The organism is Pseudomonas sp. TH49, from assembly GCF_016650625.1.
GTDB lineage: Bacteria > Pseudomonadota > Gammaproteobacteria > Pseudomonadales > Pseudomonadaceae > Aquipseudomonas > Aquipseudomonas fluorescens_H.
The window spans coordinates 1,615,733-1,639,855 of the sequence record NZ_JAEKFL010000001.1 but is presented as its reverse complement, the minus strand read 5'-3'; the positions used below and the strand labels follow the sequence as shown (position 1 = coordinate 1,639,855).

23 protein-coding genes are annotated in these 24,123 nt (G+C 60.6%); 15 read left to right on the top strand and 8 right to left on the bottom strand.

Going from position 1 to position 24,123, the window contains the following annotated elements:
- Positions 1 to 41: 41 nt before the first annotated feature.
- Positions 42 to 2,915 (bottom strand): putative bifunctional diguanylate cyclase/phosphodiesterase, encoded by a 2,874-nt coding sequence (locus JFU48_RS07420; RefSeq protein ID WP_201136205.1) that lies wholly within the window; start codon positions 2,913 to 2,915, stop codon positions 42 to 44.
- Positions 2,916 to 3,173: 258 nt separating this feature from the next.
- On the opposite strand from JFU48_RS07420, the gene uvrD reads away from it, so the two are divergent.
- From uvrD to JFU48_RS07400, 4 genes are all read left to right on the top strand, one after another.
- Positions 3,174 to 5,357, top strand: coding sequence for a DNA helicase II (gene uvrD / locus JFU48_RS07415; protein WP_003229685.1), 2,184 nt, complete (start codon positions 3,174 to 3,176; stop codon positions 5,355 to 5,357).
- A 146-nt stretch (positions 5,358 to 5,503) separates the two neighbouring features.
- On the top strand, positions 5,504 to 5,944 hold the full coding sequence (locus tag JFU48_RS07410) for an EamA family transporter (protein WP_003229686.1): 441 nt from the start codon (positions 5,504 to 5,506) through the stop codon (positions 5,942 to 5,944).
- A 176-nt stretch (positions 5,945 to 6,120) separates the two neighbouring features.
- Positions 6,121 to 6,996 carry a Tim44 domain-containing protein gene (locus tag JFU48_RS07405; RefSeq protein WP_003229688.1) on the top strand — a complete coding sequence of 292 codons (876 nt, stop codon included), beginning with the start codon at positions 6,121 to 6,123 and terminating at the stop codon, positions 6,994 to 6,996.
- 137 nt (positions 6,997 to 7,133) lie between these two features.
- Positions 7,134 to 7,541 carry an SMI1/KNR4 family protein gene (locus tag JFU48_RS07400; RefSeq protein ID WP_047596914.1) on the top strand — a complete coding sequence of 136 codons (408 nt, stop codon included), beginning with the start codon at positions 7,134 to 7,136 and terminating at the stop codon, positions 7,539 to 7,541.
- A gap of 21 nt (positions 7,542 to 7,562) precedes the next feature.
- Here JFU48_RS07400 and JFU48_RS07395 read toward each other — a convergent pair whose 3' ends face one another.
- Entirely contained in the window at positions 7,563 to 9,326 is a 1,764-nt protein-coding gene (locus JFU48_RS07395) for a cation:proton antiporter (protein ID WP_003229692.1), read from the bottom strand.
- 282 nt (positions 9,327 to 9,608) lie between these two features.
- Here JFU48_RS07395 and JFU48_RS07390 point away from each other — a divergent pair, with 282 nt between their 5' ends.
- On the top strand, positions 9,609 to 10,091 hold the full coding sequence (locus JFU48_RS07390) for an acyl-CoA thioesterase (protein WP_003229693.1): 483 nt from the start codon (positions 9,609 to 9,611) through the stop codon (positions 10,089 to 10,091).
- A gap of 135 nt (positions 10,092 to 10,226) precedes the next feature.
- On the opposite strand, the gene pdxY is transcribed toward JFU48_RS07390, so the two are convergent.
- Complete coding sequence (pdxY, locus tag JFU48_RS07385) at positions 10,227 to 11,099, bottom strand: pyridoxal kinase PdxY (protein ID WP_003229694.1); 873 nt, start codon at positions 11,097 to 11,099, stop codon at positions 10,227 to 10,229.
- 117 nt (positions 11,100 to 11,216) lie between these two features.
- On the opposite strand from pdxY, the gene JFU48_RS07380 reads away from it, so the two are divergent.
- The gene (locus JFU48_RS07380) at positions 11,217 to 11,630 is read left to right on the top strand and encodes a DUF3301 domain-containing protein (RefSeq protein WP_103484033.1); all 414 of its coding nucleotides are present in this window, start codon (positions 11,217 to 11,219) and stop codon (positions 11,628 to 11,630) included.
- Position 11,631: 1 nt separating this feature from the next.
- On the opposite strand, the gene JFU48_RS07375 is transcribed toward JFU48_RS07380, so the two are convergent.
- Complete coding sequence (locus JFU48_RS07375; protein WP_201136204.1) at positions 11,632 to 12,603, bottom strand: CobW family GTP-binding protein; 972 nt, start codon at positions 12,601 to 12,603, stop codon at positions 11,632 to 11,634.
- A 28-nt stretch (positions 12,604 to 12,631) separates the two neighbouring features.
- On the opposite strand from JFU48_RS07375, the gene JFU48_RS07370 reads away from it, so the two are divergent.
- Complete coding sequence (locus JFU48_RS07370; protein WP_003229700.1) at positions 12,632 to 12,988, top strand: hypothetical protein; 357 nt, start codon at positions 12,632 to 12,634, stop codon at positions 12,986 to 12,988.
- Between the two features lie 4 nt (positions 12,989 to 12,992).
- On the opposite strand, the gene JFU48_RS07365 is transcribed toward JFU48_RS07370, so the two are convergent.
- Together JFU48_RS07365 and zigA are read right to left on the bottom strand one after the other, a co-directional pair.
- A complete protein-coding gene (locus JFU48_RS07365) occupies positions 12,993 to 13,643 on the bottom strand; it encodes a DUF1826 domain-containing protein (RefSeq protein ID WP_201136203.1) in 651 nt (216 codons plus the stop codon).
- Positions 13,643 to 14,848: a zinc metallochaperone GTPase ZigA gene (gene zigA, locus JFU48_RS07360; RefSeq protein ID WP_201136202.1), complete on the bottom strand. Its 1,206-nt coding sequence runs from the start codon at positions 14,846 to 14,848 to the stop codon at positions 13,643 to 13,645. Before zigA ends, JFU48_RS07365 begins: the two co-directional genes overlap by 1 nt.
- A 234-nt stretch (positions 14,849 to 15,082) precedes the next feature.
- Here zigA and JFU48_RS07355 point away from each other — a divergent pair, with 234 nt between their 5' ends.
- Positions 15,083 to 15,460 carry a glutamine synthetase gene (locus JFU48_RS07355; RefSeq protein ID WP_201136201.1) on the top strand — a complete coding sequence of 126 codons (378 nt, stop codon included), beginning with the start codon at positions 15,083 to 15,085 and terminating at the stop codon, positions 15,458 to 15,460.
- On the opposite strand, the gene JFU48_RS07350 is transcribed toward JFU48_RS07355, so the two are convergent.
- Positions 15,457 to 16,659, bottom strand: coding sequence for an N-acetylmuramoyl-L-alanine amidase (locus tag JFU48_RS07350; protein WP_201136200.1), 1,203 nt, complete (start codon positions 16,657 to 16,659; stop codon positions 15,457 to 15,459). The two genes, JFU48_RS07355 and JFU48_RS07350, sit on opposite strands and share 4 nt — an antisense overlap.
- A gap of 84 nt (positions 16,660 to 16,743) precedes the next feature.
- On the opposite strand from JFU48_RS07350, the gene folE2 reads away from it, so the two are divergent.
- Genes folE2 through JFU48_RS07320 form a run of 6 tightly spaced genes read left to right on the top strand, consistent with a single transcriptional unit; the run spans position 16,744 to position 21,950 of the window.
- The gene (folE2, locus tag JFU48_RS07345) at positions 16,744 to 17,640 is read left to right on the top strand and encodes a GTP cyclohydrolase FolE2 (protein WP_201136199.1); all 897 of its coding nucleotides are present in this window, start codon (positions 16,744 to 16,746) and stop codon (positions 17,638 to 17,640) included.
- On the top strand, positions 17,637 to 18,305 hold the full coding sequence (locus tag JFU48_RS07340) for a metal ABC transporter ATP-binding protein (protein WP_201136198.1): 669 nt from the start codon (positions 17,637 to 17,639) through the stop codon (positions 18,303 to 18,305). Before folE2 ends, JFU48_RS07340 begins: the two co-directional genes overlap by 4 nt.
- Positions 18,305 to 19,171: a metal ABC transporter permease gene (locus tag JFU48_RS07335; protein WP_201136197.1), complete on the top strand. Its 867-nt coding sequence runs from the start codon at positions 18,305 to 18,307 to the stop codon at positions 19,169 to 19,171. Before JFU48_RS07340 ends, JFU48_RS07335 begins: the two co-directional genes overlap by 1 nt.
- A gap of 11 nt (positions 19,172 to 19,182) precedes the next feature.
- Entirely contained in the window at positions 19,183 to 20,058 is an 876-nt protein-coding gene (locus JFU48_RS07330) for a metal ABC transporter substrate-binding protein (protein ID WP_201136196.1), read from the top strand.
- On the top strand, positions 20,055 to 20,615 hold the full coding sequence (locus JFU48_RS07325; protein ID WP_201136195.1) for a gamma carbonic anhydrase family protein: 561 nt from the start codon (positions 20,055 to 20,057) through the stop codon (positions 20,613 to 20,615). Before JFU48_RS07330 ends, JFU48_RS07325 begins: the two co-directional genes overlap by 4 nt.
- Before the next feature lie 3 nt (positions 20,616 to 20,618).
- A complete protein-coding gene (locus JFU48_RS07320; RefSeq protein WP_201136194.1) occupies positions 20,619 to 21,950 on the top strand; it encodes a dihydroorotase in 1,332 nt (443 codons plus the stop codon).
- Between the two features lie 82 nt (positions 21,951 to 22,032).
- On the opposite strand, the gene JFU48_RS07315 is transcribed toward JFU48_RS07320, so the two are convergent.
- On the bottom strand, positions 22,033 to 22,551 hold the full coding sequence (locus tag JFU48_RS07315) for a DUF3617 domain-containing protein (protein ID WP_003229722.1): 519 nt from the start codon (positions 22,549 to 22,551) through the stop codon (positions 22,033 to 22,035).
- Positions 22,552 to 22,682: 131 nt separating this feature from the next.
- On the opposite strand from JFU48_RS07315, the gene cls reads away from it, so the two are divergent.
- The gene (cls, locus tag JFU48_RS07310; protein WP_103484022.1) at positions 22,683 to 24,122 is read left to right on the top strand and encodes a cardiolipin synthase; all 1,440 of its coding nucleotides are present in this window, start codon (positions 22,683 to 22,685) and stop codon (positions 24,120 to 24,122) included.
- Position 24,123 lies beyond the last annotated feature (1 nt).

Below are 24,123 nucleotides of genomic sequence, written 5' to 3'. Positions count from 1 at the left end.
TCCATGTCCCCGTATCAGGCGCGATGGACTGCATGTAGCCCTTAAAACGAATTTCCCTGTTCGCGCAAAAGCCCGGCCAGACGGTCGGCCTCCACTGGACGACTGATCAGATACCCCTGCACCTCGTCGCAGCGTTCAGCACGTAAAAACTCCAGCTGCTCCTGCCGCTCGACACCTTCGGCGACCACTTTCAACGACAGCCCATGGGCCATGGCGATGATCGCCCGAGTGATCGCCGCATCCTCGCTGCCCTGCCCCAGTCCGCGAATGAATGCCTGATCGATCTTCACGTAATCCACCGGAATCCGCTTGAGATAACTCAGCGACGAATAGCCGGTGCCGAAGTCATCGATTGCCAGCTTCACCCCCAGATCGCGCAACTGCTGGAAGGTCGCGATGATGTGTTCGACACTGTCGAGCAACTGGCTCTCGGTGAGTTCCAGTTCGAGGTAGTGCGGCGCCAGCCCGGTTTCCTCCAGCACCTGGCGCACCAGACTGACCAGTTTGCCCTGACGCAGTTGATGCACCGACAGGTTCACCGATACCCGAATCGGCTCCAGCCCCTGGCGCTGCCATTCGCACGCCTGCCAGCAGGCCTGGCGCAGCACAAATTCGCCGATCGGGCCGATCAGTCCGGTTTCCTCGGCCAGACCGATGAAGTCCCCCGGCGGCACCCGGCCCATGCTTGGGTGATCCCAGCGCACCAGCGCTTCCGCCGCATTCAGGCGCCCGGTCTGCAGGCACAGCTTCGGCTGGTAGAACACCTTGAGCTGCTTGTCTTCGATGGCTTTGCGCAACTGGTTCTCCAGTTGCAGACGCTCAAGGGTGCTGGCCTGCAGGCTGTCGGTGTAGAACTGGAAATTGTTGCCGCCCAGATGCTTGGCGTGTTGCATGGCCATGTTCGATTGACTGACCAGCGCGGAAATCTCCCGGGCGTTGTCCGGCAGCATGCTGATGCCCATCGAGGCACTGACCACCAGCTCATGCCCTTCGATCGTCAACGGCAGACGCAGCTTGCTCGACAGACGCGTGGCGACCCGCGCCAGGCTCGACAGGTTGCCGTAGGCATCGAACAGCACGGCAAATTCGTCGCCGGAGAGCCGCGCGATGGTGTCGGCCTCCGGCAACGCATTGACCAGCCGTCGAGCCATTTTCTGCAATAGCTGATCCGCCACCTCGTGACCGAGGCTGTCGTTGAGCAGCTTGAAGCGATCCAGATTGATGTGCAGCAGCGCCAGACTGCGGCGCCCGCCCTGACGCACGCGCTGATGGGCTTCGTGCAGGCGTTCGCGGAACAGCGAGCGGTTGGCCAGCCCGGTCAGTTCATCGTAGTGCGTCAGGAAGCGCATGCGCTCTTCGGATTCGCGCCGCGCCGAAAGATCGGCGAAGAAGCCGACGATATGGCTGACGTTTCCCCGACTGTCGCGCACCGCGTTGAGTTGCAGCCACTGCGGATACAGCTCGCCGTTCTTGCGGGTTTCCACCAGTTCGCCCTGCCAGCTGCCGTGCTGCTCCAGTGCGTGACGGATCGAGACGTAATGCCGCCGCGCATCACGACTGCACGGCAGCTCGACGACATTGCGCCCGAGCATGTCGTCGATGTCATAACCGGTGACACGACTGAACGCCTGATTGATCGCGATCAGCGCGTAGTTCGGATCGAGAATGACGATGCCTTCGCTGGCCGCTTCGAACACCGTGGCCGCCAGTCGCTGCTGTTCTTCAAGACTTTTGCTCGCGCTGATGTCGCGCCGGGTACCGACCATGCGGATCACCCGCCCACTGTCACTGCGCTCCACGGCGCGACCGCGGTCCTCGATCCACACCCAATGGCCGTCGCCGTGGCGCACGCGGTATTCGATCTGATAGTCCTCGGTGCGCCCTTTCAGGTGTTCGATCAGCGCCTGCTTGAGCGACGGCACGTCCTCGGGGTGCAGACGGGGCTTGAGGTCGCGCAGGAGCGCCGTGACGTACTCCGGCGCGAGGCCGAACAGTTCCTGGATCTGCGTGTGATGGACTTCGTCGGTTTGCAGGTTCCAGTCCCACAACCCCAGCTCACTGGCCTTTAACGCCAAGGCCAGACGGGCTTCGCTTTTGATGAGTGCCTGGCTGGCCACATCCAGTTCACGGCTGCGCAGGGCCACGCGATCTTCCAGTTCGACCTGAGCCTCGCGCAACTGGCCCTCGGCGCAGCGCCGCTGTTCGATCTCTTTGCCCAGTTCCTGATTGAGCTGTTCGCTGCGACTCTGTGCCCGCTGCAAGTGTTCGATGAGGTGTTGGTTCTGAAAGCGCCGCAGCAGGCCGCGATCAATCAGCCGATTGACTTGCCACGCCACTACGCTGAGCGAGCCCAGCAGGATCAGCCCGAGCCAGCCCCAACCGCGCGCCAGTTCATCACCACCCCAGAACAGGTAACCGATCGCCGGCAGCAGGCACGGCAAGGCGAAGGAAAGAAACGCCGGCAGACTGACCGCGTAGGCAACACTGGCCGACAATGTCGCAGCACCGATCAGGCCGAAGACCCAGGCCTGTTGCATGAAATTGTCGGCGGGCACCAATGCAATACCGGCCCCGGCGAGCGTCAGGCCGGTCATGGTCGAACCGAGCAGGAACATGCGGAACCAGATCGGCTGAGCCTGACGATCGGGAATCGCCGAATCGAAGGCCGCGACCTGAATCACCCGCAGCGCCACCAGCGACAGCAGCCAGACCAGCCAGATGCTGACCACGAAATAGCGCTGTGGGCTCCAGAGCAAACCGGCGCAGACCAGACCATTGATCAACATGAAGAGTGTGGGCAGCAATGAGCCCTGATAAAGCAGACGCGTGCGTTCGACCGCCATCTCGGTGGCGTAGTGTTTGCGGATAACCCGGGGTTCCACAGAGGGGCCCGACAGTTCGGAGCTGAGGGTCATGGGCAACGTTCTTGTTCTTATTAGGACGGGCATGCGCCCGAAATGTGCACGGAGCATACACAAGCCGATCCAGTTGCCAAACTGCTCCAGATCATAATTTCAGCGAAACTTTTCGCCCCCGCAGCGCCGACAAAACCCGCAGAGCGAGGCGGGCCGAAGCCTGTAGCCAGTGACCGACCGGTCGTCATTGGCGGCACTTTCATCGGCTAATGCAAAGCTCGGTTTGCCCGGGCCTGCGGCGCACCCTAGAATGCCCCGATGCGCGATGATCTCTCCCTTCTGCTGAACTCCCTCAACGATGCCCAACGCCAGGCCGTAGCAGCCCCCGTTGGCCGTCAGTTGGTCCTGGCCGGTGCCGGCTCCGGTAAAACCCGAGTGCTGGTGCACCGTATCGCCTGGTTGATCCAGGTCGAAAACGCCTCGCCCCACTCCATTCTGTCGGTGACCTTCACCAACAAGGCCGCTGCCGAGATGCGTCATCGCATCGAGCAGTTGCTGGGTATCAACCCGGCCGGCATGTGGGTCGGCACCTTCCACGGCCTGGCGCACCGCTTGCTGCGGGCGCACTGGCAGGAAGCGGGCTTGAGCCAGACTTTCCAGATTCTCGACAGCGACGACCAGCAGCGGCTGGTCAAGCGGGTGATCCGCGAGCTGGGGCTGGACGAACAGCGCTGGCCGGCCCGTCAGGCCCAGTGGTTCATCAACGGGCAGAAAGACGAAGGTCTGCGTCCGCAACACATTCAGGCCAGCGGCGACTTGTACCTGGCGACCATGCGCGGCATCTATGAGGCCTACGAGGCTGCCTGCCAGCGCGCCGGCGTGATCGACTTCTCCGAACTGCTGCTGCGCGCGCTCGACCTGTGGCGCGACCATCCGGGCCTGCTGGCGCACTATCAGAAGCGCTTCCGCCATATCCTCGTCGACGAATTCCAGGACACCAACGCCGTGCAGTACGCCTGGTTGCGTCTGCTCGGCAAGGGCGGCGACAGCCTGATGGTGGTCGGCGACGACGACCAGTCGATCTACGGCTGGCGTGGGGCGAAAATCGAGAACATCCATCAGTACTCCTCAGACTTCCCGGACTCGGTGACCATTCGTCTGGAGCAGAACTACCGCTCCACCGCCGGCATCCTCAAGGCCGCCAACGCCCTGATCGCCAACAACACCGGGCGTCTCGGCAAAGAGCTGTGGACCGACGGCGGCGACGGCGAAGCGATCAACCTGTACGCCGCGTTCAACGAACACGACGAAGCGCGCTACGTTGTCGAAACCATCGAAAGCGCGCTGAAAACCGGCCTGGCCCGCAGCGATATCGCAATTCTCTACCGCTCCAACGCCCAATCGCGCGTTTTGGAAGAAGCCTTGCTGCGCGAGCGCATTCCGTACCGCATCTATGGCGGCCAGCGCTTCTTCGAACGCGCGGAAATCAAAAACGCCATGGCCTACCTGCGTTTGCTCGAAGGCCGTGGCAACGATGCCGCACTGGAGCGGGTGATCAACGTCCCGGCCCGTGGTATTGGCGAGAAAACCGTCGAAGCGATCCGCGACCATGCACGCCACAGCGATGTGTCGATGTGGGAAGCGATGCGCCAACTGGTCGCCAATAAAGGCCTGACCGGTCGTGCTGCCGGCGCCTTGGGTGCGTTTATCGAGCTGATCGAGAACCTTGCCGCCAAGTGCATGGAGATGCCGCTGCATCTGATGACCCAGACCGTCATCGAGCAATCGGGGCTGATCGCCTATCACGAAGCGGAAAAAGGCGAGAAAGGCCAGGCCCGGGTAGAAAACCTTGAGGAGCTGGTCAGCGCCGCGCGCAACTTCGAGAACACCGAAGAAGACGAAGAGCTGACGCCGCTGGCGGCGTTCCTCGGCCACGCTTCGCTGGAAGCCGGCGACACTCAGGCCGACGAACACGAAGACAGCATTCAATTGATGACCCTGCACAGCGCCAAGGGCCTGGAATTCCCTTACGTGTTCCTGGTGGGCATGGAAGAAGGTCTGTTCCCGCACAAGATGAGCCTGGAAGAACCGGGTCGCCTTGAAGAAGAACGTCGTCTGGCCTACGTCGGCATCACCCGGGCCATGCAGAACCTGGTGATGACCTATGCTGAAACCCGACGCCTGTACGGCAGCGAAACCTACAACAAGGTCTCGCGTTTCGTCCGTGAAGTGCCGAAGGGTCTGATTCAGGAAGTACGCCTGTCGAACAGCGTCAGCCGACCGTTCGGCGGCAACCAGTCGATGAGCGGCAGCAACCTGTTCAGCGGCAGCGAGATTCCGGAAACCGGCTTCAGCCTGGGTCAGGCGGTGCGTCACTCGATCTTCGGCGACGGCGTGATCCTCAACTTCGAAGGCGCCGGCGCGCAGGCGCGGGTGCAGGTGAACTTCAGCGAAGGCAGCAAGTGGCTGATGCTGGGGTACGCCAAGCTGGAAGCCATTTAACGCCTCGCTCGATTGCTTCTGTAGGAGTGAGCCTGCTCGCGATAGCGATTTGTCATTCAATATCTTTGTTGTCTGACACGCCCTCATCGCGAGCAGGCTCACTCCTACAAGGCTTTGTGTCGGCTGGTTGATCAAAGGACATTTCCATGGGCTCAGGCTTCTTTTCTTCCTGGACATTCTGGGCCCTGCTCTCGGCGACTTTCGCCGCGCTGACGGCGATCTTCGCCAAGATCGGCATCGAAAACGTCAATTCCGACTTCGCCACCCTGCTGCGCACCATCGTGGTCCTGGTCAGTCTGGCCTTGATTTTGTACGCGACGGGCCAATATCAGTCATTGGGATCGATTTCCGCCAAGAGCTATCTGTTCCTGCTGTTGTCCGGTCTGGGTACCGGCGCGTCGTGGCTGTGCTACTTCCGCGCGCTGAAAGTCGGCCCGGCCTCGCTGGTTGCACCAGTGGACAAACTCAGCGTGGTACTGGTGGCGGTGCTCGGCGTGATCCTGCTGGGCGAGAAACTCGACTTGCGCCAATGGGGCGGCATCGGCCTGATCACCGCCGGTGTGGTGCTGCTGGCGTTGCGTCGATAAGCAAGTTTCCCGCTGAACCTATCCCATTTTCCTACAGACAAAAGTACATGGCCTTATTGCTTCGACGGAGCTGAACATAACCTGTCAGGCAAAAGCCCGAAACACTCTCTCGCTAGCCAGTAACACTTCAGCTGTGCAACATGGCGCGCGTGTCTCCACAAACGGGAATTCCCTTTATGAAACGTTTTCTTAGCATCGCCATGGCGTTGTGCATCGGCCTGACGATGAGCCTCGACGCCAACGCCAAGCGCTTTGGTGGTGGCAAAAGCGCCGGCGCTGCGCCGACGCACCAGACCAGCCAGATGGCTCCTTCTTCCCCAGGCATGGGCGGCGCAGCAGCGACCGCTGGTGCTGCCGGCGCTGCCGGTGCCGCTGCCAAGGCTGGCGGCGCTTCGAAATGGCTCGGCCCTCTGGCCGGTATCGCCGCCGGTGGCCTGCTCGCTTCCATGTTCATGGGCGGCGGCTTCCAGGGCATGCAGATCTTCGACATCCTGATCATGGCCGTGATCGCGTTCGTGATCTTCCGCTTCATCGCCGCTCGTCGACGCAAGCAGCAGGAGCACCTGGCTCCGGCCGGCGCGCCGATGCAGCGTGAAGTATTCGAGCAGAAGCCTGCTGCCATGGGTTCGATCTTCGGTGGTTCGGCCGCGCCGGTTGCCGCTCGTCCGGTGATCAACGCACCGGCCTGGTTCAACGAGCAGAACTTCCTTGCCGCCGCGCGCAGCCACTTCCAGGCGCTGCAGCAGCACTGGGACGCCAACGAAATGGACAAGATTGCTGAGTTCGTGACCCCGCAAATGCTCGACTTCCTCAAGCGTGAGCGTGCGGATCTGGGCGACGGCTTCCAGTCGACTTACATCGAAAACCTGCAGGTTCAACTGGACGGCGTGGATGATCGCGCCGACAAGACCATCGCCACCCTGACCTTCAGCGGTGTGTCGAAGACCTCGCGTTTCGACCAGGGCGAAGTGTTCAGCGAAAGCTGGAACATGGAACGTCCACAGGGCGAAAACCAGCCTTGGCTGGTGGCCGGTATCCGCCAGAACGGCTGATCCCCATCGCGTTACGCATGTGGTAATAAAAACCCCGGCCTCGGCCGGGGTTTTCTATTTCACGGTTGCATCTATAGCGAGCTACTGTATAAACCGGCCCATATAAACCGCGCCATTCAAGCAAGAGGATCCCGGACGTGGAAGAAATCATCGAACAACTGCGCGAAGCCAACGAACCCGTACCGGTTCCCCTGGAATTGCCCGACGAAGACCAATTGGTAGAAATCGAAGAAGAACTCTTCATCAACATCCCATTCGTCTTCAAAGAGTTTCTGCTGACCGTCAGTGACGTGGTGTACGGCAGCCTCGAGCCGGTGACCGTCACCGACCCGCAATCGCACACCTATCTGCCGGACGTGGCGGCCAACGCCTGGGACATCGGCGTACCGCGCGACCTGATCCCGATCTGCCAGGACGGCGACAACTACTACTGCGTCGAAGAAGACGGCACCGTGGTGCTGTGGTCCGGCGAAGAAGAGCTGATCACCGAAGAATCCTGGGAATCGGTGTGGCACTGGGCGCGGGACGTCTGGCTGGAGAGCTGATTAGCCGGATGCCCGGGCCGGTCAGTGCCCCGACGACTCCTTGTGGTTGTCGAGGGTTTCCAGCAGGGCCACCTGCATCCGCGTGTGCACGCGGATGAACCAGCGCCAGAGCAGCGCCGCCACGGCGGCCGCGACCACGGCGACCAGCACCAGCAACTTGTTGGTCGGCAGGATACTGGCCGACAAGGCTGCCAACAGCAGGAAAATCACCAGCAGCGAGAGGATCGGGATCACTTCGGAGATCACCCGACGCACTCGCTGCGTGTGACGCCCGGCCATCTCCGGCTTCACGCCCATTTCCGCCAGCAGCATCGACAGCGCCTTGAGTTTGCGATACGCCGCGATCAGGAATGGCAGTGACAGCAGCAGCGCCCCGCCCCAGATCAACGCCTTCTGCCAGCTCGGATCACCGATCCAGTCCTGCATCCACACCGACAGCCGTCCGGCAAAGAACGCGCCGCTGAAGAAGATCGCGATCACCAGCGCCAGATTGACCCCGACCTGCAACAGGATCCGCCGGATCATCGCCGCCAGCATCGCGCCCTCGCCTTGCGGCTGAATGCTGCGCAGCCATTCGCCATACATGCCGAACACCCGGCCCAACCGCTTGGGCACCGCCGCCGAGAGCTTGATCGACAACGGGTCGGCCGCGCGAATCAGGTACGGCGTCAGCAGCGTGGTGATCACCGACACCGCCACCGCGACGGGATACAGAAAGTTGCTGGTGACCTGCAGCGTCATCCCGAGCGCGGCGATGATGAAGGAAAATTCGCCAATCTGTGAGAGCCCCATCCCCACACGCAGTGAGGTTCGTCCGTCATTGCCGGCGATAAACGCCCCGAGGCCGCAGGACAACATCTTGCCGAGCACCACCGCCACGGTAATGACTGCAATCGGCCACGCGTATTGCAGCAGGATCATAGGATCGAGCATCAGGCCGATGGCGACGAAGAAGATTGCACTGAACAGGTCGCGAACCGGCTCGATCAGCCGTTCGATCTTCAGCAGCTGCCGCGACTCGGCCATGATCGCGCCGATCAGGAAGGCGCCGAGCACCATGCTGTATTCGAGCTTGACCACCAGCAGGCAGAAACCGAAACACAGACCAAGCACGGTGATCAGCAGCATCTCGTTGCTTTCGAATTTGGCGACATAAGCCAACAGACGCGGCACCAGCAGAATGCCCACCACCAGTGCAACGATCATGAACAGCGACAGCTTGCCGACCGTGGAGAACACTTCGCCGGAGCTGACCGTGCCGCTGACCGCGATACTCGACAGCAAGGCGATGATGCCGATGCCGAGGATGTCCTCGACGATCAGTACGCCGAAGATCAGCTGCGCAAAGCGCTCGTTCTTCATCTTCAGGTCGTTCAGCGCCTTGACGATGATGGTGGTCGAGGAGATGGCGAGGATCGCGCCGAGGAACAGCGAGTCCATGGTGTTCCAGTCGAACCAGCGACCGATCTCGTAGCCGATCCAGATCATCAGGACGATTTCGAGAAACGCCGCGATAAACGCCGTGGCGCCAACCTTGAACAACTTGCGCAGGCTGAATTCCAGCCCGAGGCAGAACATCAGGAAAATCACCCCCAGCTCGGCGAGGGTCTTGATGGTTTCTTCGTCGTGGATCAGGCCAAACGGCGGCGTGTGCGGGCCGATGATGAAACCGGCGACGATGTAGCCGAGCACCACTGGTTGCTTGAAGCGGTGAAACAGCACGGTGACCACACCTGCGACCAACATGATCACTGCCAGGTCCTGAATAAAGCTGATGGCATGCATGGTGTGGGCTCCTTGTATGACGTGACCCGCCGTCAGACATCAGAAAGGTCTGAGCGAGCTGGGTAAAAATCCGCTTTTCGTGTGGGAATTGCCCTTGGGCAGGGCCTTTTGCAGGTTAACACCGCGACTTCCGGCTGGAAGGCGGTGCAATATAAGGAAACAGATCGGTCGCGGCGTGACGGCAGCCAGTCGTCTGGCGTCCCGATAACGGTGCTTTTGAAAAAGCCACCAGGCACCCGCAGAGGTGCGTCCAGCCATCCAGCCTTGATCCGTGAGAACGTTATGGAACCCGGAAACGCCCAACTGTCGATGACGGTATTGATGACCCCCGACATGGCCAACTTCTCTGGCAATGTCCACGGCGGTACCCTGCTCAAATACCTCGACGAAGTGGCCTACGCCTGCGCGAGCCGCTATGCCGGCCGCTACGTGGTAACGCTGTCGGTGGATCAGGTAATTTTCCGCGAGCCGATCCATGTCGGCGAACTGGTGACCTTCCTTGCGTCGGTCAACTACACCGGCAACACCTCGATGGAGGTCGGCATCAAAGTGGTGACCGAGAACATCCGCGAGCGCTCGGTACGCCACACCAATAGCTGCTTCTTCACCATGGTCGCGGTGGATGACCAGCGCAAACCTGCCGCTGTACCGCCACTGCAACCGCAGAACAGCGAAGACAAGCGTCGCTACATGCAGGCCCAGCAGCGCCGGCAGATTCGTCAGGAGCTGGAGAAGCGCTATCAGGAGATCAAGGGCGACGCCTGATCGATCCTTTGGAATGATGTTGCTTTATAAATAGCCGTTGCGAGCAAGCCCGCTCCCACCTTCAATCGCAGTCCTCCCATGAGAACGCGATCGAAGGTGGGAGCGGGCTTGCTCGCGAATGGGTGTAACGCGGTCTTACAGACTGATCGCGGTAGCCTCGAACTTCACCCGCGGATGCGCGATCCGGTCCTGCGCCCGCACCAGTTGCAGCTCGTAACTGGCACACGCCTGGGTTTCCAGCAGCACTTCATGCACCGCCGCTGCAGTGAATTCAAACGCCGCCACCAGACTGTCACCAAGCAGTACCCGTGCCAGGAACAAACCGGACGTCAGATCACCCACACCCACCGGTTGACGCGGAAACGCCAGCAGCGGACGGCGCAGGTGCCAGCTTTCGTCGGCGGTCACCAGCAACATCTCGAAACCGTCCGCCGGTTTGCCCGGATAATCCAGGTGTTTGACCAGCACCGCTTTCGGGCCGCGTGCCAGCAGTGCCCGGGCCATCCCCAGGCAATCGAACAAGGACTGCGGCTTGCGCCCGGAGAAGCTGTCCAGCTCCAGTTGGTTCGGGCACATGATGTCCGCCACCGCGGCCGCTTCTTCCAGCAGAAAATCGCTGACTTCGGTCGGCACACTGCAGCCTTTCTCCGGATGACCCATTACCGGGTCGCACAGGTACAACGCCTTCGGATTGACCGATTTTATGCGCTCGACACCACTGAGAATCGCCCGGCCCTGCGCCGCGCTGCCCAGATAACCGGAGAGCACGGCGTCGCAGTTGCCCAGCTCGCCAATGGCGGCAATGCCTTCGACCAGTTCGGGGATCTGGTGCGGCGACAGCACTTCACCGGCCCACTGCCCATACTGGGTGTGGTTGGAAAACTGCACGGTGTTGAGCGGCCAGACGTTCACCCCGACCCGCTGCATCGGAAAAACCGCGGCGCTGTTGCCGGCATGGCCGAAGACCACATGGGACTGAATGGCGAGCAGATGAGGCGTACGTTTCATTCGGGTTATTCCGTAAAACGATTGAAATTCAAGCCGCGCAGTATGCGACGAAACACAGCCTGTACGACAGACCGGCGACGCAGTTAAGCTGAGCTTATCTTTTGGAGTTTCCTGTTGATGCTGACCCTCGAAAACATCTTCGTGCTGATGCTGTTCGCCGCTGCCGGCGCATGGCTTTGGCACAACCACGGCTTGCGCGAGCGGGCGCTGGAGCGGGTCAAGCAGCATTGCATCAACGTTGGTGTCGAACTGCTGGACGGCAACGTCGCGTTGAAAAAAATCGGTTTGATCAAGGATGGCAGCGGCCGGCGGCGCCTGGCCCGGGTCTACAACTTCGAGTTCACCGTGACCGGCGAAACCCGGCACAACGGCACCATCACCCAGTTTGGCGCACACAGCGCGCAGATCGAACTGGCGCCCTACCCTGCACCGTTCGACGACACGCCACCCGTGGTCGAGGTCACCCGCCCACGGGCCGAAGTGATCGAGCTGAGCCAGTGGCGTCAGGATCACAACAAGTGGAAGCCTTGAGCTAATCCGCCTGAACCCGGCATTGCGCCAGGCCTGCCTGCAAATTATCGACATTTTGCGCATCGGCAAAGATCAGCTCGATACGTGAATCCCGGCGCCACTCACTGGGTTGCCAATTCAGTTCAGCGTTATCCAGGGCATTGGCTGAAACCCAACCCTGTGCGCTGTGGATAACCAGTTTCGCCCGTCGCCAGTCCAGGCTTTGCAGCCATTGGCTCAAGCGTTGCGTATCGAACGTTTGTCCCGGGTGCCAGCGCCAGCCGATGCTCCAACCGCCCTGCTGTGCCTGACTCAGGCAGATCGGCGATTGCGGATCGCTCCAGATCGCCGGAATCGACGCCAATCCCTGCGGCACGATGAGGTTATCCACACCTGCAATTGCTTGCGCCGCCACACCCGGCAACTCATGCAAGGGCAATTGCGCCTGCTGCGTCCAGATCAGTTTGACTGCCGGCAGACGCTCGGCGATGGTATGCCGAACAGCCTCATTCAGACTTTCTGCCTTGTTCAGTAACAGCAGACCGGCGTTGGCCAAAGCCTCCTGCTGTGCGGGCGGCAGCGCTTTCCCGGATGCCAGCGCCTGGGCATCCAGCACTGACACACAGGGCTGTACCGCCAGTACACCACGCCACGGCGCTTCGCTTAACTGCTTGAGCAACTGCGCCGGATGGCCCAGCCCGGACGGCTCAATGAACAGCCGATCCGGCCGGGCCTTGCGCAGCAAACGGCCGAGGCCGATTTGAAACGGCGCACCATTCACGCAACACAGACACCCTCCGGCGACTTCGCCCAGTGCGATACCATCGGCGTCGCGGGTCAGCAACGCGGCATCGAGGCCGATCTGGCCGAACTCATTGATCAGCACCGCCCAGCGCTCGCCTTCCGGCCGCTGGGCCATGAGCTGGCGAATCAGACTGGTCTTGCCGGCGCCCAAAGGGCCGGCGATGACATGGGTAGGAATGTTCTGCAACATGACTGGGAGTTTTCTGAGGGGATTGGGCATGCGTTGGATGGGATGGTCGTTGCTGTTGATGCTGCTGTCGAGCGAAGCCTGGGCCCAGGCCTGCGTGGTGCACAGCCAGGGTGAGCGACTTGACGTCAAAGTCTGCCAGCAAAACCGCAGTATTCCCGAGAAACTGTTCAGCGACGGCTTCTGCCAACCGACGCTGGCCGGGCAGAAAGTCGAGGTGCAGTACGTCGATCAATGCCCGAGCGGCGCGTTCGGCGTGTGCAGCAACGCGCAAGTCGCCAATATGCCCTATCGCCAGGATATCCACTATTACGGTGTCGCCTCCGACGCGGCGTATTTGCAGCCGTACTGCGAAGGCCAAAGCCAGGGCCAGTGGCTCAAGCCTTGAGCTGTCAGCCGAGCCAGTCGAGGGTCAGCAGCAGCCGTCGCTCACCCGGCGCCGGTTGCGGGGAGCGATGAATCAGGCCAAAGCCTTCATTGCCGAGCCACTTCTCGCCCTTCAATAGCGCCACATCACCCCGTTTGAGTTGCTGGATTTGGCTCATGCCGTGTGGCTCGGCGTTGGCCTGGCCCAGTTGCTCGCGATCCATCACGCCCTCCTTGAGCCACTGGCTGCCAATCCCCGCAAAGGTTGTGATCAAGCGCACCGGCACATGATCGACATGGAAACGTGGGCACATGGCTTTATCCAACACCCGCAGGCGCAAACCGATACGCCGTGCCCCCAGCAGACAGGCAAAGGCACTCACCAGCCATTGCAGGTCAGCGATGAAGGCTTCGTAGCCTTGCAGATCACGGAATCCGGCGGCCAATCCTTTTAGATCAGGATCGGCGTCTTCATCCGGCAGTTCGATGCACAGCGATTCCGCCAGAGGCTCGTTGAGCGACAGCAGCAATTCTGCAAAATCGGCGATGTGCAGCGGCAGTTGACGCTGCCAGACCGCAAGATTGACGTCGTCTTCGAGGATTCGCGTCAGCGTTTTCGGCGTCGCTCCCTGATGCTGATGGCGCGCCCGGTTTTGCTGCAACTTGAGCGCGAGCATCAGGCGGCCTCTTCGTGCCAAGGGCCGAACGGATCCGCCAGCCGGCGCCAACCGTCTACGCCAATGGCCATTTCTTCGTCAGTCAGCAGGCAGGCATCGAGCTCCGACTTGAGCTGTACGAAGTCGATGTTCTGGCCGATGAATACCAGCTCCTGACGACAATCTCCGACGCCCGGCGTCCAGTTTTCCATGATCGCTGCGGTACTTTCCTGATCCTGCGGCCATTGGTTTTTCGGCACGAAACGCCACCAGCGGCCTGCGAAACCATGGCGCATCAAACCGCCGGCCTGCGACCAACTGCCTGCGTCGGAGGGTTTGCTGGCGAGCCAGAAGAAGCCTTTGGAGCGCAGCAGTTTGCCGTTCGGCCATGGGCGATCGATGAAGTTGAAGAAACGCTGCGGATGGAACGGGCGGCGTGCGCGGTAGGCCGTCGAGGCGATGCCGTATTCCGTGGTTTCCGGCACATGCTCACCGCGCAATTCCTGCAACCAGCCCGGGGCCTGAGCGGCTTTCTCGAAGTCGAATCGGCCCGTGTTGAGGATTTTCTCCAGCGGCACCTCGCCCATCACCATTGCAATGATCTCCGCCTGGGCATTGAGGCGCTTGAGGATTGCCATCAGCTCTTCGCGCTCCTGGCGGCTGATGAGGTCGATTTTGCTGATCAGCAGTACGTCGGCGAACTCGATTTGTTCGATCAGCAGATCGGTGATCGAGCGTTCGTCTTCATTGCCCAGGGTCTCGCCTCGGGAAGCCAGACTCTCGGCGGCCTGATAGTCGAGGAGGAAATTCACGCCGTCGACTACAGTCACCATGGTGTCGAGGCGTGCGACGTCGGCGAGGCTCTGGCCCTGCTCGTCACGGAAGGTGAACGTTTCGGCGACCGGTAGCGGCTCGGAAATACCGGTGGATTCGATGAGCAGGTAATCGAATCGTCCTTCGCGGGCGAGCTTGCTGACTTCTTCGAGCAGGTCCTCGCGTAACGTACAGCAGATACAACCGTTACTCATCTCCACCAGTTTTTCTTCAGCACGGTTCAAGCTGACATCGCGCTGAACTTCGCTACCATCAATGTTGATCTCGCTCATATCGTTAACGATAACAGCAACGCGCAAGCCTTCTCGATTACGTAGTACGTAATTTAAAAGTGTACTTTTTCCGGCACCGAGAAAGCCCGAAAGAACGGTCACGGGAAGCGGAGATGACATTGGATAATCCTCATCAGATGGCGGCCGATGTGCACTTTGGCCTGGTTTGGCGTAGCGCACCGCGTTCTATGGCTTCAAAACAGCGATCTGGTAGAAGCAGACGCTTGAAATCGGCGAACTCAGACTCAATACAAATTAATGTTATAGTATAACAATATGAATAAGCCAGCCCCGCGCTTGCCCAAACCGATAAAGCGCAGGAAGCTGCACGCAATCTGCCCATTGGGAACCGAGATGAAAACTGCTTTGAAATACTCGCTGCTGAGTCTCGCGTTGCTGTCGGGGGCCGACGCCTGGGGGCAAATTCCCGCACTCGCCAACTGCACACGCAGCGCCAATCTGCTGGCCTGCATCGACGCGCAAGGCAATGCCTACAGCGTGAACACGGTGGGCAGCACAATTTATCTGCGGGGCTTTGAAAAGGACGGCAACCGCTACTGGGCGCAGACCAACAGCCGTTTCGGCCAACTGACTTTCTTTACTGGGATCGCCTCTGACGGGGAAGCCTGGGTGGGCTACACCCGTCGCGTCGGCTGGACGACGATCAATCGTTTTTCCAGCTCTGGCGGCAGTAGCGCGAAGTTCACCTGCAGCCGGATCACTGGCTGCTAAACCTGCGCGTTTTGCTGCTCCTGCTGCCAGGCGATATAGCTGTCGACGGGTGGATTCTTCTGAAAGTAACGCTGTAGCCCTTCGAACAAGCCATTCGCCACGGCTTGCTGATGCCGAGGCGTGATCAGTCGCTGACTGTCTCGGGCGTTGGAAATGAAGCCGGTTTCCACCAGAATCGACGGCACGTCCGGCGACTTCAACACGGCAAATCCGGCCTGTTCTACGCGCTTCTGATGCAGCGTGGTAATACCTGCCAGACTGCCGAGAACGGTGCTGCCGAGTTGCAGACTGGCGGCGATAGTGGCGTTCATCGACATATCGAGGATCACTCCGGCGAGCATCGGATCCTTGTCCTTGAGGTTGAGCAGACTGGTCGCACCGAGCAGATCCGCGCCATTCTCTCGTTGCGCCATGAAGCGCGCAGTCGCAGACGTCGCGCCACCCTCGGACAGGCAATACACAGACGCTCCCGACGCCGTCAGACGTGGCGCCGCATCGGCATGCACTGAGATAAACATGTCTGCCTTGTGCTGGCGCGCTATATCCACACGCTTGCGAAGTGGTACGAAGAAATCATCATTGCGCACCAGTTTCACGTCGAAGCCTTTCTCCCTCTTCAACCGTTTGGCGAGCAACTGGGCGATGGACAGCACCACATCTTTTTCCCGTTCACCTTTGGCACCAACCGCGCCCGGGTCTTTTCCGCCGTGCCCGGGGTCGACGACGACGATGATGTCGCGCTTGGGGTGAGTTTTATTCAAGGGTGTTTCACGTGGAACCATTGCCGCACTTGATGCCTGTTTGGCGTTCACCAGATCAAGCACCAAGCGGTGTCCTTGGCCATCTTCGGGCGCCAAAAGGAAGCTGTTCAACAGCGCTGGATGGTTCAGGTCGAGAACAATCCGTGTATCACCCTGACCAAAGTGACCTGATCGAATGGAGCGAATGGCGGTATCGGCAAGCACCAACTGGCTGAAATCACCGCTCAAACTCGCTCCTGAAAGGTCAATGATCAGGCGTTCTGGAGCGCTCAGGGAGAAAGTTTTGTAGCGCACCGGACCGCTCAAGTCGAACACCAATCGCAGCTTTTCATCCGAACGCCAGAGCCGCGCATTGCGAATCTGTGTAGCCGAGACACTGAAGGGGAAAGCCAGGGCCGTACTGGCCAGCAGCAGATTGAGCAGATGACGTCTGTGCATATGAAAGCCCGTTCATGAAAAAGCTAACGTGATTTGAATTGTTATAATGTAACATCCGATTCAATCAACACGATGGTTCCGAACATGAATTCGCTGACACTTCCGGATATAGCGACTCAAGTCGCTCGCCAGGCGTTACCGCTTGATTGGGTGGGCATGTGCGGTATCGCTCTGCCTGTTCTGTTGGAAGGCCAACGTCTGAGCGCAAAAGCAGATGCAGGCGTCAGTCTCGATGATGGCGAGGCGCGCGGTATTCACATGTCGCGGCTGTATCTGGCGCTGGCGGCGCTTGAACGGCACAACCTCTCTCCCGCCTTATTGCGCGAGGTACTCGATGATTTTCTGGTCAGCCACGAAGGTTTATCCAACAGCGCCTACCTGAACATCCATTGCGGAGTACTGCTGAAAAGGCCTGCGTTAGTCAGCCCTCTGGCCGGTTGGAAGAGCTATCCAGTGAGCATTTGTGCGAGCCTGAAAAGCAAAGTGTTCCACGTGGAACTGAAAATCGAAGTGCCTTACTCCTCAACTTGCCCCTGCTCAGCAGCGTTGGCGCGGCAGTTGATCCAGCAGCAATTCATCGATGATTTCGCCAACAAGCCACTGCAACATGCCGAAGTGTTGGCCTGGCTTGGATCGAGCCAAGGCATTGTCGCCACCCCGCACAGCCAACGCAGCACCGCGCAACTGCATATGCATCTCGACGAGTTCATCGACGAGCTACCTCTGAGCGTCATCATCAATGATGCCGAAGCGGCACTCGGCACCGCCGTACAAACCGCCGTGAAACGCGCCGACGAACAAGCCTTCGCTCTGGCCAATGGGCAAAACCTGATGTTCTGCGAAGACGCCGCGCGACGACTCAATCTGGCCCTGCGCCGCTCCCCCGGCGTCAGTGGTTTCCACCTGCGGGTGATCCACGCCGAAAGCCTGCACGCCCACGACGCTGTCGCCGAAAGCCACTGGCACCGAGAACTCGCATGATCCGTTGCCAAACCGTGACTTGGGGCGCACTCGGCCAACCACTGACTTCGCCACTGACGCTCTCGCTGGAACACGGCAGCCTCAGCGCCATCATCGGCGCCAACGGCTGCGGTAAAAGCAGCCTGCTGAAAGTCATCGCCGGATTGCAGAAGCCTTTATCGGGAAAAGTCGCACTGGGTGTTCCACGTCAGGGCGGCTTGGCGTTCCTGCCGCAACAGCAACACCTCGACCGACAGTTCCCCATCAGCCTCGAAGAACTAGTGGCCGCGGGTTTCTGGGGCCGCCGATTGTCGACGCAACTGCGCGCGCAAAGACTTGCCAGCGCACTGGAAAACTGGCACTTGAGCGGATTGGAAAAACGTCCGCTGATGGCCCTTTCCGGCGGTGAATTGCAACGCGCCCTGCTCGCCCGTTTGAGTCTGACCGACGCCCCGTTACTACTCCTCGACGAACCCCACGCTGCCCTCGATGAGCTGGGCCAGCAGTTACTCTGGCAACACCTCCACGCCTGGCATGCCGAAGGGCGAACACTGCTGGTGGTCTGCCACGACCTCGCCGCGGTGCGCCAACACATCCCGCAGACGTTGCTGATCAAAAATCGTCAGTGCGTGTTCGGCCCCAGTGTCGAACTGATCCGGCAAACACCCAACACGCAGGTGGCCTGATGCTCACCGTCAGCCATCTCTGGCAACCGTTCAACGAGTTCGTGTTCATGCGCCGCGCACTGCTCGGCGGTCTGGTACTGGCCTGCAGCACGGCTCCGCTTGGCGTGTTTCTGATCCTGCGGCGCATGAGCCTGATCGGTGACGCCGTCGCCCACGGCATCCTCCCCGGAGCGGCGCTGGGCTTCTGGTTCGCCGGTCTGAGTCTGCCGGCGCTGACACTCGGTGGCCTCGGCGCCGGCCTGGGCATGGCCGGTCTCGCCGCCTGGATCACCCGTCGCACCGGTCTGCGTGAAGACGCCAGCCTCGCCGCGATCTATCCGATCTCGCTCGCCAGCGGCGTGTTGATTCTCGGCATCGCCGGCAAGCGTCTCGACCTGTTGCACTTGCTGTTCGGCTCGGCACTCGCCGTCGACGGCCCGACCCTCAACGGCATGTTGTGGGTGTCGGGGCTGAGCCTGATCGCCATGACTCTGATCTACAAACCGCTGCTGCTGGACACCCTCGATCCGCTATTCCTGCAAACCGTCAGCCGTCTCGGTCCACTCGCCCACGGCGTGTTCCTGACCTTGGTGGTGCTCAATCTGGTGATCGGTTTCCAGGCCATCGGCGCCTTGATGGTGGTGGGTCTGATGATGCTGCCCGCCGCCGCTTCACGATTCTGGAGTCGGCGCCTGCCGAGCCTGATTGCCATCTCCGCGCTGATCGGCTGCCTCTCGGTGGGGTGCGGATTGTTGATCTCGTTCTACTACTCGCTGCCGAGCGGTCCGGCGATCGTGCTGGTCGCCGGCATCGGTTATCTGCTGTCCGTGGTGTTCGGACCGGTGCACGGTTTGCTGCGCCGCCCGCCTTTGCTCACATCCCCATGAGGTGTTTCCCGATGCGTGCTCTACTCGTGTTGTTCAGCCTGATGCTGTCGATGTCGTTGTCGGCGGCGGAAAAATTGCCGGTGGTCACCAGCTTCAGCATCCTTGCCGACATGGTTCATCAGGTGGGGGGCGAGCATATTCAGATCACCAACATGGTCGGCCCGGACGCCGATGCCCACACGTATGAACCGACCCCCGATGACGCCAAAGCGCTGCTCAAGGCCAGGCTGATCATCAAGAACGGCCTCGGTTTCGAACCATGGCTCGATCGCCTGGTCACCAGCACCGAGACCAAAGCCCCTGTCATCAGTGCCAGTCACGGCGTGATTCCACGCTCGCTGGATGAAGACGGCGAGAGCGTTCCCGACCCGCACGCCTGGCACAATCTGGCGAATACCGAGTTGTACATCGCCAACATCACCAAGGCGCTGATCGCCGCCGATCCGGCGAACAAGGCCGACTACCAACGCAACAGCCAGGCCTATCTGAAACAGATCTACGCCCTGCTCGCCGAAGCCAAGGCCAAGCTCGGTTCACTGCCGCCGGGCAACCGCAAGATCGTCACCAGCCACGATGCCTTCGGTTATCTCGGTCAGGCCTACGGCATCGACTTCATGGCGCCGCAAGGTCTGTCCACCAAGCGCGAGCCATCGGCCGCCGAAGTCGCCGCACTGATCACCCAGATTCGTCAGGCCAAGGTCAAAGCGGTGTTCATGGAAAACATCAAGGACGCGCGCCTGCTCAAGCAGATCGCCGATGAAAGCGGCGCGCATATCGGCGGTACGTTGTACTCCGATGCCCTCGCCGCCAGCGGCCCGGCCAGCAACTTTACCGGGCTGTTCGAATACAACCTCAACACCCTTTACGACGCACTGAGCCAGCCATGATCCGCAAGAATCCTTCAGGCGATCTGCCGCAAATTGCCGAGTCGGCCTACGTCGACAAAACCGCGATCATCTGCGGCAAGGTGATCATCGGCGAGAACGTTTTCGTCGGCCCCTACGCGGTGATCCGCGCCGACGAAGTGGATGCTTCGGGAGCGATGGAGCCGATCACCATCGGTGCCAATTCGAATATTCAGGACGGCGTGGTGATCCACTCCAAATCCGGCGCGGCAGTGACCATCGGCGAGTTCAGCTCGATCGCTCACCGCTCGATCGTGCACGGTCCGTGCGTGGTTGGCGACCGCGTGTTCATCGGCTTCAACAGTGTGTTGTTCAATTGCGTGGTCGGTAATGGCTGCGTGGTGCGGCACAACTCGGTGGTCGATGGCCGCGATTTGCCGGACGCGTTCTACCTGCCCTCCACCACCCGCATCGGCCCCAACACCGACCTCTCGCAGTTCCCGCCGGTGAGTGTCAGCGCCTCGGAGTTTTCCGAAGACGTGGCACGCACCAACGTCGATCTGGTGCGCGCTTACAAAGCCTTGCAGAACGAGTTCTGAACCATGAGCAGCGTGCTGATTCGCAACGCCAGACTGGTCAACGAAGGACGCGAGTTCGACGGCGATCTGTTGGTCAGCCATGGCCGCATCGTCAAGATTGCGCGCAGCATCGACGGTGAAACTGCGCGGGTGGAAATCGACGCCAACGGCCAATGGCTGTTGCCGGGGATGATCGATGACCAAGTGCATTTTCGCGAACCGGGGGCGCCGGACAAGGGCTGCATTCACACCGAGTCTCGAGCGGCGGTGGCGGGCGGCATCACCAGTTTCATGGACATGCCCAACACCCGACCGGCCACCCTCACCCTCGAAGCACTGGCGGATAAAAAGCGTCGGGCGGCGATCAACTCTGTGGCCAACTACGGCTTTCATTTCGGTGTGAGCCGGGACAACATCGACACCGTCGCCGCGCTCAACCCCTGCGAAGTGGCCGGGGTCAAAGTGTTCATGGGCGCGTCCACCGGAAACATGTTGGTGGACGATCCGAGGACTCTCGAGCGTTTATTTGCCGAAGTGCCGACGATTCTGCTGGCCCACTGTGAACACACGCCGAGCATCGAGGCCAACGCAGCCCGACTGCGTGCGCGCCTGGGTGAGCACCTGCCCGCCAATATCCATGCCTTGATTCGCGATGCCGAGGCTTGCTACCGCTCTTCTTCGCTGGCGGTGGAACTGGCCAGACGTCACGGCACTCGCCTGCACGTTTTGCACCTGACCACCGCCCGCGAGCTGGCGTTGTTCGAAGACAAACCACTCGCGCAAAAACACATCACTGCTGAAGTCTGCCTGCATCACCTGCTGTTCGATGAAAGCGACTATCCAGCCCTCGGCAACCTGATCAAATGCAACCCGGCGATCAAGACCCGAGCCGACCGCGATGCTTTGCGCGCGGCGCTGCTGAGCAATCGACTGGACGTGATCGGCAGCGATCACGCGCCACATACCTGGGCGGAAAAACAGCGCCCATATGCCGAGGCGCCGTCCGGTTTGCCGCTGGTGCAACACGCTTTGCCGGCGCTACTGGAGCTGGTGGCCGATGGCGTGCTGCCGATCACCACGCTGGTGGCGAAGACCAGCCATCGGGTGGCGGATCTGTTTGCGATTCCGGATCGAGGTTATTTGCGGGAGGGGTATTGGGCGGATCTGGTGCTGGTTGAGCCAGCGGCTCTGGAAGTGTCGCGGCAACCGATCCTGTCGCAGTGCGGGTGGACGCCGTTTGCTGACAAGACTTTCCGCTATCGGGTGAATACGACGTTGGTGTCGGGGCAGATTGCCTGGCGCGAGCAGCGTATCAACGAAGGATGTCAGGGGCTGGCGCTGCGATTCATGCGGTGACAACCAAGACGCCTTCGCGAGCAAGCCCGCTCCCACAAGGATTGTGCTGTCCCCTGTGGGAGCGGGCTTGCTCGCGAAGCTTTTAAGCTCTTGGCTTCACCGTGCCGCAATCCTGACCCAACCACACCGCGCGGGTTTCCAGGCTGCCCTTCTGGTTGATCCCGATAGCGTTGAACGTACCGTTGGCCACGGTGGTGAACTCACGATCACTGACAAACGTCGCGACACCGGTGCCTTGCGCTTTCGGGCAACTGAAGCGGAATTTCCACTGGTTACCGGTGCGCTCGGTGATCTGCTGTTTGCAGCCCGACTGCGGATCGGCCAGCGGAATATCGTTGGTCGCCACTTGCTGCGGTGTCAGGCAGGCACGGATGCCCTTGCCACCGATGTTGATTCCGTTCTTTTCCAGCGCCGCGCGCTGTTGCGGCGTCATCTGGCCTTGCAACTGACCGAGGATCGACTGCACATCCATTGGCTGGTCATCGACCTTGACGTTGCTCGAGGTCATTTCCCATAGCCCCGGTTGCAGCATTTGTGCCTGCGCAATCACTGGCATTGCCAAACCCAGGCCCAGTGCCAAACCCAGCAGACGAACGTTCATCGAAAAACTCCTGATCAGTAGTGGCCGTTAGACGCCGGCCGATTGCTTCGGTTCATGCGCCAATTAAATAGCGACAATCGCCTCGGAACATGGTCTGTTACGCATTGAATCTTCAGGAGCAAGGTCGCCCCATGGATTATTTTGGACCGCACATTTTCGGTTATCTGATCGCTCTTATACATAGCCTCGGCTTGATCGCCGCAATCCACGCGGTGCTGACGGTACGCACCGCCCAAGGCTCGATCGCCTGGGCATTGTCGCTTATTTTCATTCCTTATCTGACCCTCATCCCCTACCTAGTGTTCGGCCGCAGCACTTTCGACGGTTACATCAAGGCGCGCCGTCAGGCCAACGAACAGATGCGCCAGGCGATATCCGAGCTGAACTGGCGCCCGTGGGTGGAAGAAGCGCTCACCGCCCGCGCGTCGAAAGCCTATGCCTCGCTACGCGCCATGCCCAAGCTGGGGCGCATGCCGTGCCTGGCAAACAACGAAGTGCAGCTGCTGGTGAATGGACACGCCACCTTCGAGGCGATTTTCCAGGCAATCGATCAAGCGCGCGAAGCCGTACTGATCCAGTTTTTCATCATCCATGACGACCGCCTCGGACAGCGCCTGCGCGACCTGTTGCTGAAGAAAGCGGCTGAGGGCGTGGCGATTCATCTGCTCTACGACCGCATCGGCAGCCACGCCCTGCCCCACAGTTATGTGCAGGCGTTGCGCGATGGCGGTATCGAGGTCAAAGCCTTCGCCACGCGCAGCGGCTGGCTCAATCGCTTCCAGGTAAACTTCCGTAACCACCGCAAAATCGTCGTGGTCGATGGCGTACTCGGCTTTGTCGGCGGGCATAACGTCGGCGATGAATACATGGGCGAGAAGCCGCCACTGGCGCCATGGCGCGACACCCACGTGCAAGTGCGTGGGCCGGTGGTGGCCTGCATGCAGGAGTCGTTTGCCGAGGATTGGTTCTGGGCCGCGCGCACGTTGCCGCCGCTGATCCTGCCGGACGTTTACCCGGAGGACGGCGTGCTCTGCCAGTTGCTGGCAAGCGGCCCGGCCGACGCCTACGAAACCTGTTCGCTGTTCTTCGTCGAAGCAATCCACGCCGCGACCGAGCGGGTGTGGATCACCAGTCCTTACTTCATTCCCGATGAGGCCGTCTTCGCCGCGTTGCGCCTGGCGGTACTGCGCGGCGTCGATGTGCGCCTGCTGCTGCCATCGCGCCCCGATCACCGCATCGTCTACGCCGCTTCCAGCCTCTATGCGTTCGAAGCGGTGCGCGCCGGCGTGCGGGTGTTCCGCTACGAGCCGGGGTTCCTGCATCAGAAAGTGGTGTTGATCGACAGCGAGATCAGCGCCATCGGCAGCGCCAATCTGGACAACCGCTCATTCCGGCTGAATTTCGAAGTGATGCTGCTGACCGTCGACTGCGAGTTCGCTGCCAGCGTAGAGCAGATGCTCAACGATGACTTCGAGCAGGCTTACGAAGTCGCCAAAGAAGAGAGCCGGGAAGTCCACCGCCTGCAACAGCTCGGCATGCGGATCGCCCGGCTCATTTCACCGATTCTCTAGC

Excerpts from the sequence above, each read along its gene's own strand:
- folE2 (WP_201136199.1), top strand. The coding sequence starts at position 16,744 with ATGAATTCGCTGACACTTCCGGATATAGCGACTCAAGTCGCTCGCCAG.
- JFU48_RS07315 (WP_003229722.1), bottom strand. The coding sequence starts at position 22,551 with ATGAACGTTCGTCTGCTGGGTTTGGCACTGGGCCTGGGTTTGGCAATG.
- JFU48_RS07340 (WP_201136198.1), top strand. The coding sequence starts at position 17,637 with ATGATCCGTTGCCAAACCGTGACTTGGGGCGCACTCGGCCAACCACTG.
- JFU48_RS07375 (WP_201136204.1), bottom strand. The coding sequence starts at position 12,603 with ATGTTGCAGAACATTCCTACCCATGTCATCGCCGGCCCTTTGGGCGCC.
- JFU48_RS07355 (WP_201136201.1), top strand. The coding sequence starts at position 15,083 with ATGAAAACTGCTTTGAAATACTCGCTGCTGAGTCTCGCGTTGCTGTCG.
- JFU48_RS07335 (WP_201136197.1), top strand. The coding sequence starts at position 18,305 with ATGCTCACCGTCAGCCATCTCTGGCAACCGTTCAACGAGTTCGTGTTC.
- pdxY (WP_003229694.1), bottom strand. The coding sequence starts at position 11,099 with ATGAAACGTACGCCTCATCTGCTCGCCATTCAGTCCCATGTGGTCTTC.
- JFU48_RS07370 (WP_003229700.1), top strand. The coding sequence starts at position 12,632 with ATGCGTTGGATGGGATGGTCGTTGCTGTTGATGCTGCTGTCGAGCGAA.
- zigA (WP_201136202.1), bottom strand. The coding sequence starts at position 14,848 with ATGTCATCTCCGCTTCCCGTGACCGTTCTTTCGGGCTTTCTCGGTGCC.
- JFU48_RS07350 (WP_201136200.1), bottom strand. The coding sequence starts at position 16,659 with ATGCACAGACGTCATCTGCTCAATCTGCTGCTGGCCAGTACGGCCCTG.
- cls (WP_103484022.1), top strand. The coding sequence starts at position 22,683 with ATGGATTATTTTGGACCGCACATTTTCGGTTATCTGATCGCTCTTATA.
- JFU48_RS07420 (WP_201136205.1), bottom strand. The coding sequence starts at position 2,915 with ATGACCCTCAGCTCCGAACTGTCGGGCCCCTCTGTGGAACCCCGGGTT.
- JFU48_RS07330 (WP_201136196.1), top strand. The coding sequence starts at position 19,183 with ATGCGTGCTCTACTCGTGTTGTTCAGCCTGATGCTGTCGATGTCGTTG.
- JFU48_RS07325 (WP_201136195.1), top strand. The coding sequence starts at position 20,055 with ATGATCCGCAAGAATCCTTCAGGCGATCTGCCGCAAATTGCCGAGTCG.
- JFU48_RS07380 (WP_103484033.1), top strand. The coding sequence starts at position 11,217 with ATGCTGACCCTCGAAAACATCTTCGTGCTGATGCTGTTCGCCGCTGCC.
- uvrD (WP_003229685.1), top strand. The coding sequence starts at position 3,174 with ATGCGCGATGATCTCTCCCTTCTGCTGAACTCCCTCAACGATGCCCAA.
- JFU48_RS07320 (WP_201136194.1), top strand. The coding sequence starts at position 20,619 with ATGAGCAGCGTGCTGATTCGCAACGCCAGACTGGTCAACGAAGGACGC.
- JFU48_RS07395 (WP_003229692.1), bottom strand. The coding sequence starts at position 9,326 with ATGCATGCCATCAGCTTTATTCAGGACCTGGCAGTGATCATGTTGGTC.
- JFU48_RS07390 (WP_003229693.1), top strand. The coding sequence starts at position 9,609 with ATGGAACCCGGAAACGCCCAACTGTCGATGACGGTATTGATGACCCCC.
- JFU48_RS07365 (WP_201136203.1), bottom strand. The coding sequence starts at position 13,643 with ATGCTCGCGCTCAAGTTGCAGCAAAACCGGGCGCGCCATCAGCATCAG.
- JFU48_RS07410 (WP_003229686.1), top strand. The coding sequence starts at position 5,504 with ATGGGCTCAGGCTTCTTTTCTTCCTGGACATTCTGGGCCCTGCTCTCG.
- JFU48_RS07405 (WP_003229688.1), top strand. The coding sequence starts at position 6,121 with ATGAAACGTTTTCTTAGCATCGCCATGGCGTTGTGCATCGGCCTGACG.